The 17,410-nt window shown below is 63.0% G+C and carries 20 protein-coding genes; 12 read left to right on the top strand and 8 right to left on the bottom strand.

The window, feature by feature from the left end; all coding sequences use genetic code 11:
* Positions 1 to 12 precede the first annotated feature (12 nt).
* Both QU596_RS06255 and QU596_RS06250 read right to left on the bottom strand, forming a co-directional pair.
* The gene (locus QU596_RS06255; RefSeq protein ID WP_308517801.1) at positions 13 to 696 is read right to left on the bottom strand and encodes a winged helix-turn-helix domain-containing protein; all 684 of its coding nucleotides are present in this window, start codon (positions 694 to 696) and stop codon (positions 13 to 15) included.
* 92 nt (positions 697 to 788) lie between these two features.
* The gene (locus tag QU596_RS06250; RefSeq protein WP_308517800.1) at positions 789 to 1,046 is read right to left on the bottom strand and encodes a hypothetical protein; all 258 of its coding nucleotides are present in this window, start codon (positions 1,044 to 1,046) and stop codon (positions 789 to 791) included.
* 178 nt (positions 1,047 to 1,224) lie between these two features.
* Between QU596_RS06250 and QU596_RS06245 the strand changes: the two genes are divergently transcribed.
* Positions 1,225 to 1,656 carry an RrF2 family transcriptional regulator gene (locus QU596_RS06245; RefSeq protein ID WP_308517798.1) on the top strand — a complete coding sequence of 144 codons (432 nt, stop codon included), beginning with the start codon at positions 1,225 to 1,227 and terminating at the stop codon, positions 1,654 to 1,656.
* 1 nt (position 1,657) lies between these two features.
* On the opposite strand, the gene QU596_RS06240 is transcribed toward QU596_RS06245, so the two are convergent.
* The gene (locus tag QU596_RS06240; protein ID WP_308517797.1) at positions 1,658 to 1,837 is read right to left on the bottom strand and encodes a hypothetical protein; all 180 of its coding nucleotides are present in this window, start codon (positions 1,835 to 1,837) and stop codon (positions 1,658 to 1,660) included.
* Positions 1,838 to 1,980: 143 nt separating this feature from the next.
* On the opposite strand from QU596_RS06240, the gene panB reads away from it, so the two are divergent.
* The 5 genes from panB (at position 1,981) to QU596_RS06215 (ending at position 6,899) form a co-directional block, all read left to right on the top strand.
* The gene (gene panB, locus QU596_RS06235; protein ID WP_308517796.1) at positions 1,981 to 2,850 is read left to right on the top strand and encodes a 3-methyl-2-oxobutanoate hydroxymethyltransferase; all 870 of its coding nucleotides are present in this window, start codon (positions 1,981 to 1,983) and stop codon (positions 2,848 to 2,850) included.
* Positions 2,851 to 2,971: 121 nt separating this feature from the next.
* Positions 2,972 to 3,670 carry a tetratricopeptide repeat protein gene (locus QU596_RS06230; RefSeq protein ID WP_308517795.1) on the top strand — a complete coding sequence of 233 codons (699 nt, stop codon included), beginning with the start codon at positions 2,972 to 2,974 and terminating at the stop codon, positions 3,668 to 3,670.
* A gap of 7 nt (positions 3,671 to 3,677) precedes the next feature.
* Positions 3,678 to 5,012 (top strand): PQQ-binding-like beta-propeller repeat protein, encoded by a 1,335-nt coding sequence (locus tag QU596_RS06225; protein WP_308517793.1) that lies wholly within the window; start codon positions 3,678 to 3,680, stop codon positions 5,010 to 5,012.
* Positions 5,013 to 5,053: 41 nt separating this feature from the next.
* Entirely contained in the window at positions 5,054 to 6,403 is a 1,350-nt protein-coding gene (gene der, locus QU596_RS06220; RefSeq protein ID WP_308517792.1) for a ribosome biogenesis GTPase Der, read from the top strand.
* Between the two features lie 61 nt (positions 6,404 to 6,464).
* Complete coding sequence (locus QU596_RS06215) at positions 6,465 to 6,899, top strand: Hpt domain-containing protein (protein ID WP_308517790.1); 435 nt, start codon at positions 6,465 to 6,467, stop codon at positions 6,897 to 6,899.
* On the opposite strand, the gene QU596_RS06210 is transcribed toward QU596_RS06215, so the two are convergent.
* The 5 genes from QU596_RS06210 to QU596_RS06190 all read right to left on the bottom strand — a co-directional run bounded on the left by QU596_RS06210 (position 6,896) and on the right by QU596_RS06190 (position 12,174).
* Positions 6,896 to 7,336 (bottom strand): hypothetical protein, encoded by a 441-nt coding sequence (locus tag QU596_RS06210; protein ID WP_308517789.1) that lies wholly within the window; start codon positions 7,334 to 7,336, stop codon positions 6,896 to 6,898. The genes QU596_RS06215 and QU596_RS06210 overlap by 4 nt on opposite strands.
* A gap of 26 nt (positions 7,337 to 7,362) precedes the next feature.
* The gene (locus QU596_RS06205) at positions 7,363 to 7,695 is read right to left on the bottom strand and encodes a hypothetical protein (RefSeq protein ID WP_308517788.1); all 333 of its coding nucleotides are present in this window, start codon (positions 7,693 to 7,695) and stop codon (positions 7,363 to 7,365) included.
* Between the two features lie 80 nt (positions 7,696 to 7,775).
* Positions 7,776 to 10,067: a phosphoribosylformylglycinamidine synthase subunit PurL gene (gene purL / locus QU596_RS06200; protein WP_308517787.1), complete on the bottom strand. Its 2,292-nt coding sequence runs from the start codon at positions 10,065 to 10,067 to the stop codon at positions 7,776 to 7,778.
* A 46-nt stretch (positions 10,068 to 10,113) separates the two neighbouring features.
* Positions 10,114 to 11,775 carry a serine hydrolase domain-containing protein gene (locus tag QU596_RS06195; RefSeq protein ID WP_308517786.1) on the bottom strand — a complete coding sequence of 554 codons (1,662 nt, stop codon included), beginning with the start codon at positions 11,773 to 11,775 and terminating at the stop codon, positions 10,114 to 10,116.
* A gap of 60 nt (positions 11,776 to 11,835) precedes the next feature.
* Positions 11,836 to 12,174: a lipoprotein gene (locus tag QU596_RS06190; protein WP_308517785.1), complete on the bottom strand. Its 339-nt coding sequence runs from the start codon at positions 12,172 to 12,174 to the stop codon at positions 11,836 to 11,838.
* A gap of 45 nt (positions 12,175 to 12,219) precedes the next feature.
* Between QU596_RS06190 and QU596_RS06185 the strand changes: the two genes are divergently transcribed.
* The 6 genes from QU596_RS06185 (at position 12,220) to QU596_RS06160 (ending at position 17,407) form a co-directional block, all read left to right on the top strand.
* Positions 12,220 to 12,495 (top strand): hypothetical protein, encoded by a 276-nt coding sequence (locus QU596_RS06185; RefSeq protein WP_308517784.1) that lies wholly within the window; start codon positions 12,220 to 12,222, stop codon positions 12,493 to 12,495.
* On the top strand, positions 12,492 to 13,244 hold the full coding sequence (locus tag QU596_RS06180) for a Gldg family protein (RefSeq protein ID WP_308517783.1): 753 nt from the start codon (positions 12,492 to 12,494) through the stop codon (positions 13,242 to 13,244). Before QU596_RS06185 ends, QU596_RS06180 begins: the two co-directional genes overlap by 4 nt.
* 224 nt (positions 13,245 to 13,468) lie before the next feature.
* Complete coding sequence (locus tag QU596_RS06175) at positions 13,469 to 13,957, top strand: division/cell wall cluster transcriptional repressor MraZ (RefSeq protein WP_308517782.1); 489 nt, start codon at positions 13,469 to 13,471, stop codon at positions 13,955 to 13,957.
* Positions 13,954 to 14,922 (top strand): 16S rRNA (cytosine(1402)-N(4))-methyltransferase RsmH, encoded by a 969-nt coding sequence (gene rsmH, locus QU596_RS06170; protein WP_308517781.1) that lies wholly within the window; start codon positions 13,954 to 13,956, stop codon positions 14,920 to 14,922. Before QU596_RS06175 ends, rsmH begins: the two co-directional genes overlap by 4 nt.
* Positions 14,919 to 15,698 carry a hypothetical protein gene (locus tag QU596_RS06165; RefSeq protein ID WP_308517780.1) on the top strand — a complete coding sequence of 260 codons (780 nt, stop codon included), beginning with the start codon at positions 14,919 to 14,921 and terminating at the stop codon, positions 15,696 to 15,698. Before rsmH ends, QU596_RS06165 begins: the two co-directional genes overlap by 4 nt.
* On the top strand, positions 15,695 to 17,407 hold the full coding sequence (locus QU596_RS06160) for a peptidoglycan D,D-transpeptidase FtsI family protein (RefSeq protein ID WP_308517779.1): 1,713 nt from the start codon (positions 15,695 to 15,697) through the stop codon (positions 17,405 to 17,407). The genes QU596_RS06165 and QU596_RS06160 overlap by 4 nt, the downstream gene beginning before the upstream one ends.
* The last annotated feature ends 3 nt before the right edge of the window (positions 17,408 to 17,410 follow it).

Genomic DNA, 17,410 nt, shown 5'->3' with positions numbered 1-17,410 from the left:
AGGTTTAGCGCGTCAAGCCGCCAGCATGTAGCCCGCGCCGCGAACCGTATGCAGCAGGGGCTTGTCGTATCCTTCGTCGAGCTTTCGCCGCAGCCTGCTGACATGCACGTCGATCACGTTCGTGCCTGGGTCGAAGTGATAATCCCACACTTGCTCCAGCAGCATCGTGCGAGTGACGACGCGCCCTTCATTGCGGGCAAAATACTCGAGCAGGAGGTATTCGCGCGGCTTGAGATCAAGCTTCTTGCCGCCGCGTTTGACGGTGCGCGACAGCGGTTCGATCTCCAGGTCACCAACCGTCAGCCGATGCTGGGCAGGGTCGATCCGCGCCTCGCGGCGACGCAACAACGCGTTCACCCGAGCCAGAAGTTCCGCAAAGGAAAATGGCTTCACGAGATAGTCGTCTGACCCGCACTCGAGGCCTTCGATCCGGTCGCCGACCGACGCAAGTGCGGAGAGGACAAGGACGGGGGTCTCGATGTGCGCCGCACGCAAAGCGCGCAGAACGGAGAGGCCGTCTAGGCCGGGCAACATGCGGTCGAGAATGATCAGGTCGAAACTGCCGTCGGTGGCGCGAAACAGGCCGTCCTGGCCGTTGTGCGCTTCATCGACGCAATGGCCTTCCTGGGTGAGTCCCTTGGCAAGATAGGACGCGGTCTCGCGATCGTCCTCAATCAGCAAGATCTTGCGGCCCATAATACCTCTCAACAAAACACCTTGCGTCAATGTCCCGTACGACGCTGCCTCGCGGGAGTCGACGGAAGCAGCGTCGTACGAAGACTGGCGCATCAGCTCTTCTTGGTGCCGGCCGACTTTGCGGAAGTCGACTTTTTCATGCTGACCTTGGTGACGTGCGTGCGCTGCTTAACCTGGGCGTGCGCCTTGCCCGTGGTTGCCACTGGCGTGACCTTGGTCGTGACCGTCGTCGTGGCCTTGGCCGTGGGCGTTTTCGTCGTTACCGTCTTTGTGGTGGTCGCGGTCGGGGCCGCCAGGACCGGCGTTGCCATGAGCGCGGCTGCAGCGACCGAAGCAATCAAGGTTTTCATGTCTTACTCTCCAGCGGCGAAAGTCTGCCGAGGATTCCGCGGTACTGCGATAGATTTCTCATCGCCGTGGCCAGCAGGTTAAATGAAGTTCACATCGGTACGGGACATTGGATCGGTCGCGGCGATCGGCCGGTTCTTGCATTGCGCGCATGCGGGGAGCGGCTAGGGTCGCAAGCCAATGATCGCACAGAAGACCCGTTACGCGTTACGCTCCCTGTTGTTTCTCGCCGAGCAGTCCAGCGGCGTGCCGGTTCAACTCGGCCGCATCGCGGAAACTCAGCGAGTTCCGCCGAAGTATCTCGAGCTGATCATGCTCGACTTGAAGAAAGCGGGGCTGGTGAAGAGCTCTCGGGGACCTCGCGGCGGCTATCAATTGGCGAGAGAAGCCAACGCGATCTCCTTCGGCGAAATTGTCCGAACGATGGAAGGGCCGATTGCACTTGTCCCGTGCGCGAGCGTGAATTTCTACGCACCGTGCGGGGACTGTCACGACGAAGCTACTTGCGCCATTCGGCGAGCTTTCATGGTGTTACGCGATCAAAGCACCACCGTACTGGACAGTATCAGCCTGGCGCAGGGCGCGGAATGGGAAGACCGTCTACCGACCTGAATCAGTTGGGCGCGAACAGGCTAAAGCGATTATCGACCGGCGACTGCGTCATCTTTGCAATCCTGCTCGTCGGAGCGGGATTGACGTCATGGACGGCGTGAGACGTAGCGGCGATGGCCGAGACGGGGATGGCGAGAAGGACCGCGAGGGCAAGGTCGCCAAAGAAATGGCGAGTGGTCATCGATAGCTCCAACATTCCAAATCACGCAGGCTTGCTGCGCACTTGCGACAAAGACGAAAAACAGCTGCCTAGGTTCCGACTGTTTTGGCAGCGAAACGACAGCGTGATTGGCGCGCGGCTTTGTGAGCGGCTAGATGAGCAAAATGTCCACCTTCACCATCGATACCGCCACTAGTCGCGCAACCCCATCGCCGGTGCCAGGCAAGAGGATGACGGCGCCGGCCCTTCGCGCGCGAAAAGTCGATGGTTCGACCGCCGAACCGATCGTCATGCTGACCGCTTACACGATGCGAATGGCGCAACTGCTCGATCCGCACTGCGAAATGCTGCTGGTCGGCGATAGCCTCGGGCAAGTCATCTATGGATTGCCATCGACCATCCCAGTGACTCTGGAGATGATGTGCGCGCATGGCGCCGCGGTCGTCCGCGGAAGCTGGCACGCATTGGTGGCCGTCGACATGCCCTTCGGCAGCTACGAGCAATCACCGGAGCAAGCTTTCGCCAACGCCTCGCGCATCCTAAAGGAAACCGGTTGTGCCGCGGTGAAACTGGAGGGCGGGGCGGCGATGGCGCCGACGGTCGAATTCCTGGTTCAGCGGGGAATTCCTGTCATCGGCCATGTCGGCTTGACGCCGCAGGCCGTGAATACACTTGGCGGCTATGGCGCTCGAGGCCGGCAGGAGCAGGAAAAGCGCAAGATACTCTTCGATGCGCGGACAATCGACGCGGCGGGCGCCTTTTGCATCGTCGTGGAAGGCGTGCTCGAAGAACTGGCCGACGAGATTACCTCCGCGGTATCGGTACCGGTGATCGGTATCGGCGCTTCGGCGAACTGCGACGGCCAAGTCCTGGTGACCGACGACATGCTGGGTTTGTTCGAAAGAACCCCTCGTTTCGTGAAGCGTTATGACGACTTGGCGACGAGGATCGGCGAAGCAGCGCAAGCCTATGCGGAGGAAGTGCGCAGGCGCCGCTTTCCGACGGCGGACCAGACCTACCGGTCGAAGGCCTGACGCCTCTTTGCGTTTATCGCCATAGCCGCTAGACGGTGCGCCGCCAGCTTCCGTTCATCATCGGTGGGGGAGGGAAGCGACCGGCAGTTTGACCCCTTTGCTAGCCGACTGAGGAACCTTCTTGGCGCAGCCCCCGGAAATCAGCGACACCTTCGTCCGCGAAGTCGACGAGAACCTGCGTCGCGATCAGGTTGAGGATTTTTTCAAGCGCTATGGCAGCTGGATCGCGGCCGCAGTGGTGCTTTTTCTGGTCGTCAGCGGCGGCTTCATCTGGTGGAAGCAGCGCCAGGCAAAGCAGAATGAGGCGCGGGTCGAGAAGCTTGCGCAAACCTATACCGACATCGCGTCGGGCAACGTTACACAGGCTCCTCAGAAGTTCGACGAGCTATCTAAGGACGGCAGCAAGGCGGTGCGCGGGACCGCAATGTTCGCGCGCGCGGCCGTCGCGCTTCAGCAGGGCGACCCGAAGCAGGCTACCGGAATCTATCAGTCCATTGCTGGCAATAGCGGCCTACCGAAGCCGTACCGTGACGCGGCGCTAATCCGGCAAACGGCCCTGCAGTTCGACCAGCTTCAACCGCAAGAAGTGATTTCACGTCTGCAGCCGCTTGCGAAGCCTGGCGATCCCTGGTTCGGAAGTGCCGGTGAGATGACCGCCCTCGCCTTAATCAAGCAAAACAAGAAGGCGGAAGCCGGGCAGCTGTTCCTGGCCATCGTCAAGGACGTCAATGTCCCGCAATCCATTCGCGCACGCGCCGTTCAGGTCGCTGGCTCGCTTGGCGTCGACGCCAGCAGCGCGCTTCCGCCTCAGGCCCAATAGGACCAGCATGAACAAACTGACGCTTACCCGGACCACCCTTCTTGTCGCGGCGACGCTCGCGGCCAGCGGCTGCGGCATCCTGAAGAAGGGGAAGGGGCCGAGTACGCCGGTCCTTGGCCAACGGATTGCCGTCCTGACCGGTGAAGGCGACGTTGCGGTCGATCCCGAGACTGCGGCGCTGCCGATGAGCTTGCCTGCCGCAACGGCAAATACGGAATGGACGCAGTCGGGCGGGAACGCCGTCAAGTCGATGGGGCAGCTGGCGCTTGGCCAGGCCCTCAACCGCGCATTTAGCGTGCAGGCCGGACGGGGAAATTCGCTGACGGCCCGCTTGGCCGCGGCTCCAATCGTCGCCGGCGGCCGCGTCTACACCATTGATACGCTGGGTTCGGTACGCGCCTTCGACGCGTCAACGGGTGGACAGGTCTGGGCGAGCCAGACCCCGACCGAGCGCAATAACCAGGCGTCGCTCTATGGCGGCGGCCTCGCCTACGCCAACGGCCGCGTCTACGCGACCAACGGCTTGGGCTTCGTCGCGGCACTCGATGAGCGGAATGGCGGGATCGTCTGGCAGGTTCGTCCGGGCGGTCCGCTGCGCGGCGCCCCGACGGTCGCCTATGATTCCGTCTATGTCATCAGCCAGGATAATCAGATCTACTCGCTGAAGACGGCGGACGGCTCGACCAACTGGTCGCAGCAAGCCTCTCTAGAGGTCGCCGGCGTATTCGGCTCGGCATCACCGGCAGTCGGCCAAGGCACGGTCGTGGCCGGCTTCTCCTCGGGCGAGCTTAACGCCTATCGCTACGAGAACGCCCGCCAGGTCTGGCAGGACGCCCTTCAGCGCACGAGTATCCGTACCAGCGTTTCCTCGCTTAACGATATCGACGCCGATCCGGTGATCGATAGCGGCCAGGTCATCGCGATCGGACAGGGCGGACGCATGGTCGCGCTCGAGCTGACGACCGGCCAGCGTCAGTGGGAGCTGAATGTCGCCGGCATTTCGACCCCATGGGTCGCGGGTGATTGGATCTTTGTCGTCACCGACGATGCCAAGCTCATCTGCGTCTATCGGCAGAACGGGCACGTGCGTTGGATTAGCCAGCTGCCGCAGTTCCAGAAGGCGAAGTCGAAAAAGGGTGAGATCGATTATTCCGGTCCCGTGCTAGCGGGCAACCGGCTGATCGTCACAGGCTCAAACGGCGCCTTGATCTATGCCGATCCGACCACGGGCGCGGTGCAGAGCCAGACGAGCATCGGCGCGCCGATCAGCCTTTCGCCAGTGGTGGCCAATTCGACGCTTTACATCCTCGATGATCGCGCCCGCCTGACGGCGTTCCGCTAAGCCCCCTCGCAGCGCCGACGTGGCGCTGCTATCGGCGCCTCATGCCTCTTCCGACCGTTGCCATCGTCGGCCGACCCAATGTCGGCAAATCGACCCTGTTCAACCGGCTGGTCGGTAAGCGTCTCGCGCTGGTCGACGATCGGCCTGGCGTCACGCGCGACCGTCGTGAGGGCGACGCAAGCCTGCTGGGCATGGACTTCCGAGTCATCGATACAGCTGGGTTTGAAGAGGATGATCCACAGACATTGCCGGGCCGAATGCGGGCGCAGACCGAGGCCGCGGTTCGCGAAGCCGACGCCGCGCTGTTTCTGATCGACGCACGCGACGGCCTGACACCGCTTGACGAGGAAATTGGCCGCTGGCTGCGCGCGGAAAGCACGCCGGTGATCGTCGTCGCCAACAAAGCAGAGGGCCGTGCCGCTGAAGCGGGCATCCTCGAAAGCTTCAGTTTGGGCCTCGGCGAGCCGATTGCGGTCAGCGCCGAGCACGGCGAAGGAATCGCCGACCTGTTTGGGGCGCTGCAGCCGCTGATCGAGCGCGAGGACTTTGAGGAAGAGGCGGAAGACGACGAAGACGCCCCGCTGAAGATTGCTATCGTCGGACGGCCGAACGCGGGCAAGTCGACGCTGGTGAACCGATTGCTGGGCGAGGAGAGGATGATCACGGGGCCGGAAGCGGGCATCACCCGCGATTCCATTAGCCTGCAGTGGGAATGGAACGGCCATCCGGTTCAACTTGTCGATACCGCGGGCTTGCGCAAACGCGCCAAGGTCGAGGACAAGCTTGAACGCCTGTCGGCCGCCGATACTCGCCGCGCCATCGACTATGCCGAAGTGGTCGTCCTGCTCCTCGACGCCACCCGCGGCCTTGAATCGCAGGATCTGCGCATCGCCTCGCAAGTCATCGAGGAGGGGCGAGCGCTGATCCTCGCCCTCAACAAATGGGATGTCGCCGAAAACGCCTCTTCGTTGTTCAACGGCGTAAAAGCCGCGCTCGACGAGGGCCTGTCCCAGCTTCGTAATGTCCCGTTGCTCACCGTGTCTGCCAAGACCGGCAAGGGGACGGACATGATATTCAAGGTCGCGTTCGAGATGCGGGAGGCGTGGAGTCGCCGCGTGCCGACGGGCGAGCTCAATCGCTGGTTCGAGCGCGCTATCGAGGCCAATCCGCCACCGGCTCCGAAAGGCCAGCGGATAAAGCTTCGCTACATTACGCAGGTGAAGAACCGCCCGCCCAGCTTCGTCGTCTTCGGGAACCGCACTGACGAGTTGCCGGACAGTTATCGCCGCTATCTGCTCAACTCCATGCGGCGCGACTTCAACATGGAAGCGATCCCTTTGCGGCTCGAATTCCGAGGCCGCAGCAATCCGTTCGACCGCAATCGCCGCTAGGTCGTAAGGCAAAGTTTACCGTTTCCGGCCTATCCCACCCTGAAGAATCAGGGAGCTTTGAGTGGCCGAAGAGGCTTTGGACGTCGTCGACTGGGTGAGCTTCGAAAAGGGGCGGTCCGAACTCGGCCCGGGCTTCATCCGCATTCTCAGCTACTTCAAGGAAGATGGCGTGAAGTCGATCGCGCAGATCGAACAGGCGATGCGCGACGAGAATACGATCGCGCTGGTCATGCCGTCGCACACGCTCAAGGGAGAGGCTCGCCAGCTTGGCGCAGAACCGCTCGCCAAGGTTGCCGAGCTGATCGAGACGACCGCGCGCTTCTGCATAGAAAGCCGCCGCTTCCCCGACGAACTGGTGCCGGAGGTCGTGCAGCTTCGAAAGCTGTTCGATCAAACTGTCGAACTTTTCGAGAAGGCCACCAATCCGCTGGTTCAGCGCACGCCTACGGGCGGCTTTGGCCGAAAGGTCACCAATCAGGGCTTCGGCCGGATCTAGCCGCGCAAGAAGCGTCGCGCGATCAAAGCCGTCGGAATGCCGACCAGACAGACGTGGGCGAACAATTGGGTCGCGATCGATAGACCCGATGGAGGCCATGCGGCGGGAAACCGCAAGGGGACGACGACAAGGTCAAGCACGACGTAGGTGATCAGGCCGTAAATAACGCCGGCTGTCGAAGGCCAGTCCGTCAGCCGTTGCCACGCGCGGGCGGCGATCATGAACACGCCGACCATGATGGCCATCAGTGCAAAATGCACAGCGAGCCCGAGCAGGGCGCCCGCATCCCCCATGCTCGTGGCGCTTGGGAATGGGCCTGACGCAACGAAGCGAAGCATGTTGCCGACGTCCTTGCCGCGCGACAGCGTCAAGATAATCGCCAGCAGGATGTCCAGCGATCCGCACAGCAACGTGGCGAGTACGATCGGCTTCACCATTGACCGCTGCATCTTCCATTCCCCCTTCAGCGATGTTCCTTGCGTATCACCAGCTTCAGGCCCGACCATCTCTCATCGACCGAGCAGACCTTCACATCGATCAAGGTCAAAGGCAGCGCAACTTCACGAATGACGTCCTCGGTCATCGCGGTCGGCACTTTCGCGGCTTTCTTGGGCCAACTCACCCAAATGAACCCGGCGCGATCCAGCAGCGGCAATAGGGCGATCAGCCGCTGGTGCAGGACCTCACGCTCGACAACGAAGAGATGCGCGGCGTCCAATCCGGGCTCGGCAATCCGGAGCCAGGTCGGACTGCCACCGATGTCCTCCTGGATCTGGTGCCGGACGGCATCCGGCATCCCATCAATGAGAACTCGCGCGCCCGGCCGATAGCCGAGCTTCCTGCCGAGCGGCGTGCCGGAATAGCCAGAGGCCAGCCCTAGAACTCCGGCGTCAGCTCGCCACCCATTAGCTTGGGGAAGAAGCCCTCGTTGAATGCACGGATCTCGGCGAGCGGCACCTCCGCGATCACCGACCGGTCAGCCCGATCAATGGCGATCGTGTCGCCGGCGGTCCAGCCAATGAAGCAGCAGCCAACGCCATTGTCGCGCGCAAGTTTCTCGACGGCGTGCTGATCAAGCCGCTCGGTGACGACGAAGCGTCCCTGCGTTTCGCCAAAGAGGGACGCCGCATGATTTTCAACCTCACTGTCGACCTCGTCCTCAAACGTGTCGATCACCAATCGCGCGCCGATGTTGCCGGCCAGCGCCATCTCCGCAACGGCGACGAAAGTGCCTCCGTCCGAACAGTCGTGCACGGCGGTGGCGAAGCCTTCGGCGATCAACATGCGGACGAATTCGGAGTTCTTGCGCTCGGCCTCGAGGTTTACGCGCGGCGGCGGGCCATCACGGCGACCGTGACATACATCCAGCCACAAGGATTGGCCCACTTCGGGCTGCGCCCGGGCATCCGCGCCAATCAGGAGAATCTTCTCTGCTTCGGCTTTGAATCCGACCGTGGCAGTTTTGACCCAATCATCGACAAGTCCAACGCCACCGATCGCCGGGGTCGGTAAGATCGCCGAGCCACCCCCGGTTGCCTTGCTTTCATTGTAGAGGCTGACATTGCCGCTCACGATCGGAAAATCGAGCGCGCGGCAGGCGTCGCCCATGCCGCGCAAGCACTCGACAAATTGCGTCATGATTTCAGGGCGCTGTGGATTGCCGAAGTTCAGGCAGTTGGTGACCGCAAGCGGCCGCGCACCGACCGCGGATAGATTTCGGTAGGCTTCCGCAATCGCCTGCTTCCCCCCCTCATATGGGTCGGCATAGCAATAACGCGGCGTGCAATCGGTTGTCATCGCGAGCGCTTTCTTCGATCCATGCACGCGCACGACGGCCGCATCGCCGCCCGGACGCTGGACCGTGTCGCCACCGACCTGCTGGTCGTACTGCTCCCAGATCCAGCGGCGCGAGGCGAGGTTCGGCGAGGCCATGAGCTTGAGCAAGTCGGCCATCACATCGCTGCTTTTCGGCGGATCCTTAAGTGGCGCCACGTTCGCCCAAGCTTTGTACTTGGGGAGTGGAAGATGCGGCCGGTCGTATAGCGGCGCCTCGTCCGCGAGCGGGTCCAGCGGAATGTCGCACACGACTTCTCCGTTGAATTCCAGGACCATGTGCCCGGTGTCAGTCACTTCGCCAATGACCGCGAAATCCAATTCCCACTTGCGGAAGATCGCCTCCGCCTCGGGCTCGCGGCCGGGCTTGAGCACCATGAGCATACGTTCCTGGCTCTCCGACAGCATCATTTCATAGGGCGTCATGCCGGTCTCGCGGCAGGGCACCTTGTTCATGTCGAGCCGGATGCCCGCACCGCCCTTCGACGCCATCTCGACCGAAGAGCTGGTTAGCCCCGCCGCGCCCATGTCTTGGATGGCGACGATGGCGTCGGTCGCCATCAGCTCAAGGCAGGCCTCTATAAGAAGCTTTTCGGTGAAGGGATCACCAACCTGCACGGTCGGGCGCTTCTCATCGCTGTTCTCGTCGAAATCAGCGCTGGCCATGGTCGCGCCGTGGATTCCATCGCGACCGGTCTTGGAGCCGACGTAGACGATCGGATTGCCGATCCCACTCGCGGCGGAATAAAAGATCTTGTCCGTCTTCGCGACACCAACCGTCATCGCGTTGACCAGGATGTTGCCGTCATAAGCCTGGTCGAAATTGACTTCGCCGCCAACGGTCGGGACGCCGACGCAATTGCCGTAGCCACCGATCCCCGCGACGACGCCAGCGATCAGGTGCCGCATCTTCGGATGATCGGGCCGCCCGAACCGTAGGGCGTTGAGGTTCGCCACGGGCCGCGCGCCCATCGTGAACACGTCGCGCAGGATGCCGCCCACGCCCGTGGCCGCCCCCTGGTACGGCTCGATGTACGACGGGTGATTATGGCTCTCCATCTTGAAGATTGCCGCGTCGCCGTCGCCAATGTCGATCACGCCAGCATTCTCGCCCGGACCGCAGATGACCCAGGGTGCTTCGGTCGGCAGCTTCTTCAAATGGACGCGCGAGCTTTTGTAGCTGCAGTGCTCGGACCACATGACGGAGAAAATGCCGAGTTCGACGAGGTTTGGCTCGCGGCCCAGCGCTTTCAGGATCCGGTCATACTCTTCGGGGCTGAGGCCGTGTTCGACGACCATTTCGGGCGTGATGCGGGAAGCTTCCAGAACGTCCATGGCGCCGCTTTAGCGATGGCGGTCAAGTGGGGCTAGGTCACCGGCCCTAGATGTCGTGACGAGTGAATTTCGTTCCAGAGAAAACAAACGTCTGTGGCCGACCGTCGATAAAGTCAGAGAAGGAGGCACGCTCCGGCGACCAGCTTTCGCGACCGATGCGCCAGAGATTGTCGCCGATTTTTGTCATCGGGGTCTCGGTGCCCAGCCAGAGCCGACCACCGCGCTCGACAACTGGCGCCGGTCCATACCAGGGGTCGTCGTTGACATAGCGTCCCGCGAGCGCTGCGATGGCAGGATCGCTCGAAGGTATCGATCCGGCGGCACCTGCGCGGATGAAGCTGCTCGATCCCCACGCCGCGCGCGACACCGCGCCGCCAGAGCGCTCGAACAAAAAACTGTTCTGGCGGAAGGAAGGATGGGTCGTCCGGAAAATGTCCTCAGTCAGCCACTCCAACGGCGCTGATTGTCCGTTGGCCACGATGGTCAGCAATTTGCCTGCTTGCACCTCGAATCCGCCTGAGGGACCTATGTAGCGTGCCGCGTAACTCGCGGGGTTTGGCAGCGTCGGTTCCAGGCCCGGGGTGCTCGGCACCGGCTTGCCGGCCATTGCGCTGCCGATCGCATCGACGGCGAACATGGTCAGCAGCCGCGGACGATATTCGGCGAATGCGTTGATCGTCGAACTCGCGAAGGCGCTGATGCCGCTGCCGACGTCCGTGTGAAACGAAGACGAGAACGATAGCATTCCACCGGTATGGTGAAGATAGTTTCGGCCGCCCGTGCCGACGTGCATCAGACCGTTACCGTACGTCATCCCTGGCGCCTCGCTACGCACCGCATGGGTCACGAACTCGCGCGCTTGGGCTGGCGATAGTCCCAGCACGCCCTTGCCTTGCGCCGCGCCAGCCAGCGCCTGCAAGAACGACAACATCTCGTTGGCTGTCGAGGCTACGCTACCAGCACCAAATGTAACGTCCACCCAAGGGGCCGGAGCCAGCGGAACGCCGCGAACGTATGGGGCTAACTGGTCGGCAGCCTCATATCCTTGCGCGTATCGCAAGCGGTCAGCGCCGATGATCGCGCCGCGCGAACGAGCCATCCCGAGCGGAAGCAGGATTTGCTCCTGCAGCAACTGTGCGAGCGGCTTGCCGCTTAAATGCTCGGTTAGCTTTCCTAGAATGTCGTAACCGGTGTTGGAATAGTGCCAGTGAGACCCGGGCGCATAAGCGGTCCACAGTCCGTCGGCCGCGAATGTCGGCGCGTCCCCCGGGATGCCCGCGACGTGATCGAGCAGGTGCTGCACCGTAATCGTGTTCCCACGCGGCAAGGGGACGGACGGCAATAAATCAGAAACACGGTCGGTGAGGCGCAGCCGGCCCTCAGCTGCGTATCGGTGCACAAGTAGCGCAACCATGACTTTGCTGATGGACCCAATCTGGAAGAGTGTGTCCGGCGTGATCGGGGTGCGCGCGTCGGCGTTGGCGAAGCCGAAATTGAAGGTCTGCCGTACGCCGTTCGGTACCCCGACCGCCAGCGTCATACCCGGCAGGTTAAAGTGTTGCCGATGGGCCTCGCCATAACGCTGAATCGCAGCGAAGGCCGCGGCGACCGCGGACGTCGACGCTTGGGCTAAGGACTGGGTGGCTAGGGAGCCGCTTACCGTCGCGCTGATCGCGCCAGTCGTGAAGGCGCGCCGGGTCAATATCATGAAAAATCCCCTCCCGCCGCGACAATGAAGCGCGCGAGAGGGGAGTTCAAGCGGAGCGACTTAAGCTTTGCAGCTTTCGCCGTTGTAAGTGACCGTCGAGGCCTTGGCGTCACCCTTGAGCTCATTGCCGACGGTGACGCTGGTGCCGGCTTCCTCGCGCGTCTTCTTCACGCGTGCCGTGCCGTCCGACATCCAGTCGATGTAGACGAGTTTATTATCCTTGCAGCGATACGACTTGCTCGCTTGGATCGAAGGGGGGAGAGCAACCGGCTCGTTGTTCGTAACGGCAGTGCTGGGATCTTCCTGCGGCCCGCCGGCCACGATGGTGTGATCTTCCTTGTTGCAGCCGGCTAACGCAGCGGCAGCGACAAGCGCGAATAGCATGGGGGTGCGAGTCATGGCGTCGCCTTCGCTAGCAACGCTGTTAGCGTCAAGGCCGACTTCTTGCATATTGTCGAAGCGAGACATAGCTTCGTCGAGACGATGCCCTATCAAGCCGGCAGTAGCGCGCAGCGCATCCGCATCGGGTTGACCGGGCTTGCCTGCGCCTTTTTGCTGGTTCTCCTGGGTTCGATCATCAGCCGTTCGAGCCGGGACGATACGGTGAACGCGGCCGAGCAGGCATCAATGAATAAAGAGCCAAGCGAGCCTCTCGCAGAACTAGGTGTCGCGCCTGGGGCTTCGTCGCGAGACAGCAACTCCGCCACTGAAAACAAATGACCCGCGCGCGTCGACGCGCGCTCTTAGGGTTGTTCGTTGCGTTTGTTGCTGCTGTTTTCCTGGCGGGAACCTATTGGCAGCGTAAGTCGAGCCGCACCGTCGCGAAGCCGCAAGTGATGCTGCTGACCAGTTTGCCTATCGTATTTGGCGAGGGCTTCGACCCGCGCGGCCAGGGATCGCCGACGCTCACCGCGCTTTCCGCGATATTCGATGTTCGGCCGATCAGTACCTCCAGCGCGACTGAACTATCGAAGGGGCGTTTATTGCTCATGGCGCAGCCGCCTGCCCAGTCGCCGCAAGATCTCGTCGCTTTGGATGCATGGGTTCGACGCGGCGGCAGGGTCCTCGTCCTTGCGGACCCGATGCTGGAATGGCCGAGCGCCCGCCCGCTCGGCGATCCGCTGCACCCGCCTATCATGTTCACCGACACTGGCCTCCTGGCGCACTGGGGACTGAGGCTTAACGCGCCAGACGCACGCGGGCCCGCCAAACGAGCGCTGGCCGGCCGCGACGTCACCGCCGTGTCACCGGGCGCGATAGAAGGAGCTTGTAACATCGGAAGCGATGGCTTCGTCGCTGTATGCCGGATCGGTAACGGCCGCGCCATCGTCGTCGCCGATGCGGATTTTCTCAATGCAGAACCCGGTTCGCCAGCGCTCGCCGCAATAACGGATCTTCTGGCGTGGCTATCCGGCAACGATTCGCAACAAACAGACTTATCCACAGGGGTCGCCGCAAGAACAAGTTAAGAACAAAACCAACCTTCGCCCACCAAAAAAGCACGGAATTCCGGACTTTCCCACGAAAACCCACGAATTCCCATGAAAACCCATTGTATCCCGCAAGTCGTTGAGTTACCAACATCGACTGTAGCGCGGGGGCTTACCCTTTGATTCGATCCTGACGCGGTGCGCGCGATGGCGCGCATCCGTGATGGACCCGCTCGTGCGCTACGAACGGGGAGTGGTTTGGCGTGGCGCTAGAGCATCTGTTTCAGGGCAGTGCGCTGAACGCGGTCGATGCAAAGGGCCGCGTATCCATTCCCGCATTCCTGCGCGGGGTGATCGAACGCCGTGGCGACGCCCGCACGATCGTCCTCGCCAAGCACGAAGCTTTTCCCTGCCTCAGCGCCTATGACCCTGCCTACGCCGCGCTGAAGCACGCAAAGCTCGAGCGTCTGGCCGAAAAGGAAGAGACGAGCCCGGACGCGCAGCTCGAATATCAGCAGCGCAACCTCATGGCGTTCGCCGCCACCGAAGAAACGCCTTACGACAGCTCGGGTCGCATCCTGATGCCGCCGATGATGCGCCGCAAAGGCCAGATCGGCGATCTCGCGCTGTTCCTCGGCACCGGCGAGACCTTCCAGATCTGGAACCCGCAGCTGCTTCTCGACGATCCTCGTATCCCAGAGGACCTCAAGGACATCGCCCGTTACCGCCTCGAAGAGCGAGGCGCCTCATGACCAGCACCGGCACGAAGCTTGCCCCGCATGTACCGGTGCTGGTCAATGAGGTCATCGCGGCGATGGCGCTGCACGACGGCGGCACGGCGGTCGACGGCACCTTCGGCGCGGGCGGCTACACCCGCGCGATCCTGGCCGCCGGCGCTGACCAGGTCATCGGCTTCGACCGCGACCCCGATGCGATTGCTGCCGGCCCCGCGCTCGTTGACGATCCGCGCCTGACGCTGGTCGAGGAGCGTTTCTCGCAAATGGACCGTGCGCTGGCCGATCGCGGGATCGGTCTGGTCGATGCCATCGCGCTCGATATCGGTGTCTCATCGATGCAGCTCGACCGCGCCGATCGCGGCTTCTCGTTCCAGGCCGATGGTCCGCTCGATATGCGGATGAGCCGCTCGGGTCTTACTGCTGCAGAATTTTTGAATTCGGCCGAGGAGGCCGACATCGCCCGGGTATTGCGCGACTTTGGGGAGGAGCCGCGCGCCCGGGCGATCGCCCGCGCCATCGTTGCCGCCCGTCCGGTCGAGCGCACGGCTGAACTGGCCGCCATCGTGCGCCGTGCCGCGGGCTTTCGACCGGGCCAGAAAAGCGATCCCGCGACCCGCACCTTCCAGGCGATCCGCATTCACCTGAACGCCGAGCTCGACGAGCTGGAAGAGGGCCTGGAAGCCGCCGAGCGCGCGTTGAAGCCCGGCGGCCGCCTCGCCGTGGTCACGTTCCACAGCCTCGAAGATCGCATCGTGAAGCGCTTCTTCCGGGAACGCAGCGGAAGCACGCCTGCCGGTTCGCGGCATCGTCCGCTGGTCGCAGCGACCGACGAGCCGACCTTCGAGCGCGTCGCCAAGCCCGTCTCGCCCTCTGAGCAGGAACTCGCAGTCAACCCGCGCGCCCGCTCGGCGCGCCTGCGCAGCGCCATCCGCACTTCCGCCCCCGCCCGCAACCCAATCTCCAGGGATCGCCTCCAATGAGTGGCCGTAGTAGTTTCCGCTCCGTCTTCATGGTCGCCAGTTGCGCCGGTGCGGCGCTTGGCTGCTATCTCGTGTCCCTCCGCGTCGCTTCCGAGCGAGCGGCGCTGGAAGATGTCGAGAGCCGGATCGTCCTGGCGCAGCGCGACATGCGCGTGCTGCAGACGGAGATCGGTACGCGCGGACGCCTGTCGCAGCTCGAGCGGTGGAATGCCGGTGCGTTCGCCTTGTCCGCGCCGGCGGCCGATCAATTGCTGAAGGGCAGTTTCGAACTCGCGCGCCTGGCCCGGCCGGACCATCAGGTCGACTTTAAGGCGCCCATGGTGCTGGCTTCTGCGCCGGCGCCGGAGAAGGCATCGCCGATCGCGCAGCCTGAAGTGGACGACAGCGGCGCGCCCGCTGCCACGGCTTCGCCGGCGGCGCTGATGCATGTCGCCAGTTACAAGACCGAGACGCGCGAGGTCCCGGCACGGTCCTCCGTTACATTGCCCCTGACGGAGACCAAACCCACGGGCAAGCCGGCCACGGCGGATAGGTCGGCATCACCCAAGTCCGTAGGGAAGCCGGGCCTCGCGGCCGCCCAACCCAAGGCGGTCAAAGTCGCGTCGAAGGACACGCCTAAGTCCGTTACGGCGCCGGCCAAAAAAGCGGTGGATAAGCCCGCTGTCCCTGCCGCCAAGCCGGTGACAAAGCCGGTGCAGCTTGCGAAAATCGACCCGCTGGCGCCGCTACCGGCCAAGCATCTCGCAACCTCGAAGGGCAAAACTGCCGAACGATGAACGCACCGTCGCCCGCTCTCGTCGCGCCACGGCCCGAGCGGCTCCGACTCGTCGGTCAGCGCCGCCAGCTTCTGGCGCTGATGCACCAGCGCCTGATGTTTGGCATGATCGTCTACGCCGGCATCGTCGCGATCATTGCGCTTCGCATCCTCTATCTCGCCGCGTTCGGTGATCATGCGGGCCGCAAGGAAAGCCTGACCCAGTTGATTCCGGACCGCGGCGACATCGTCGACCGCAACGGCGATCCGCTCGCCCGCACCATCGACGCCTGGACCATCGCCATCCACCCGAACAAGGTGATCGGCGACAAGCTGGCGCTGGCCCGTCAGCTCGCGCGCCTGATGCCGGAGCAAAGCGAAGAGCAATATTTCGCGCTGCTGCGCTCGGGTAAGCCGTTCTTCTATCTGCGCCGCCGCGCCTCGCCCGGGCTGGTTGAAGCGGTCAATGCACTGGGCGAGCCCGGTCTCGCCATCCAGCGCGAGCCCGACCGTCTTTATCCGCAGACGACGTTGGCCGCCCACGTGCTCGGCTACACCGACATCGACGGCCATGGCGTCGCCGGCATGGAGCGCGCGTTCGATCAGCGCCTGTCCGACGCCGCCACGCGCGGCGAACCGCTCGTGCTGTCGATCGACAGCCGCGTGCAGCAGGCGCTCGAGCATGAATTGATGGCCGCGATGACGCATTTCTCGGCGATCGGTGCCGCGGGCGTCATCATGGACGTGAAGACCGGCGAAGTACTGGCGATGACCTCGCTACCGGAGGTCAATCCAAACGCGCCGGGCGCCGTCAACCCGGATGCGCGTTTCAACCGGGCGACACAGGGCGTCTACGAGCTCGGCTCGACCTTCAAGCCGTTCACGGTTGCGATGGCGATGGACAGCGGCCTCATCAAGAGCTTCGGCCAGATGTACGATTGCCCGAACACCTTGCCGATTTACGGCCATATCGTTCACGACACCCACCCGTTCGGACGCGCTTGCTCCGTCGCGGACATCATGCGGGAAAGTTCGAACATCGGTACCGCAAGGATCGCCGATCAACTCGGTACCGAACGCCAGAAAGCTTGGCTCAAGAAGATGGGCTTTACCGGCCCAGTCCCGATTGAGCTGAAGGAACGGGGTCGCGCTCTGACCCCGGGTTCGCGATGGGGCCCGTTCGAGACGCTGACCGTCGGTTTCGGCCAGGGCATCGCGGTGGCCCCGCTACAACTGGCGATGGGCTACCAGACGCTCTTCAACGGCGGGGTCTTTCATCAGCCGACCTTGGTGAAGGTCGACCGCGCGCACCCCCTGACCGCCGGCAAGCGCGTCTTCAGCGAAGAAACCAGCTTAAGGATGCGACCGCTGTTGCGCGTCGTGGTCATGAAGGGCACCGGCAAAAAGGCCGATGCCCCCGGCTACCGCGTCGGCGGCAAGACCGGCACGGCGCAGAAACTCATCAACGGCCGCTACAGCCAGACGATCAACATCACGAGCTTCGCCGGTGTGTTCCCGATGGACGAGCCGCGCTATGTGGTCGTCGCCATGCTCGATGAACCCAAGGCCACCAAGGAAACCTACGGCTTCACGACCGCGGGCTGGAACGTCGCGCCGGTCGTCAGCCAGACGATCAGTCGCATCGCGCCGATGTTGGGTGTGCAGCCGGACATGAACCGCGAGCCCGACATGTCCACGGTCCTCCCTTACATCGTCGAAAAGAAGGACTAACCG

This window comes from Sphingomonas flavescens (assembly GCF_030866745.1).
Classification (GTDB): domain Bacteria; phylum Pseudomonadota; class Alphaproteobacteria; order Sphingomonadales; family Sphingomonadaceae; genus Sphingomicrobium; species Sphingomicrobium flavescens.
The sequence above is the reverse complement of the archived record's forward strand: the minus strand, read 5'-3'. Positions and strand labels throughout refer to the sequence as shown.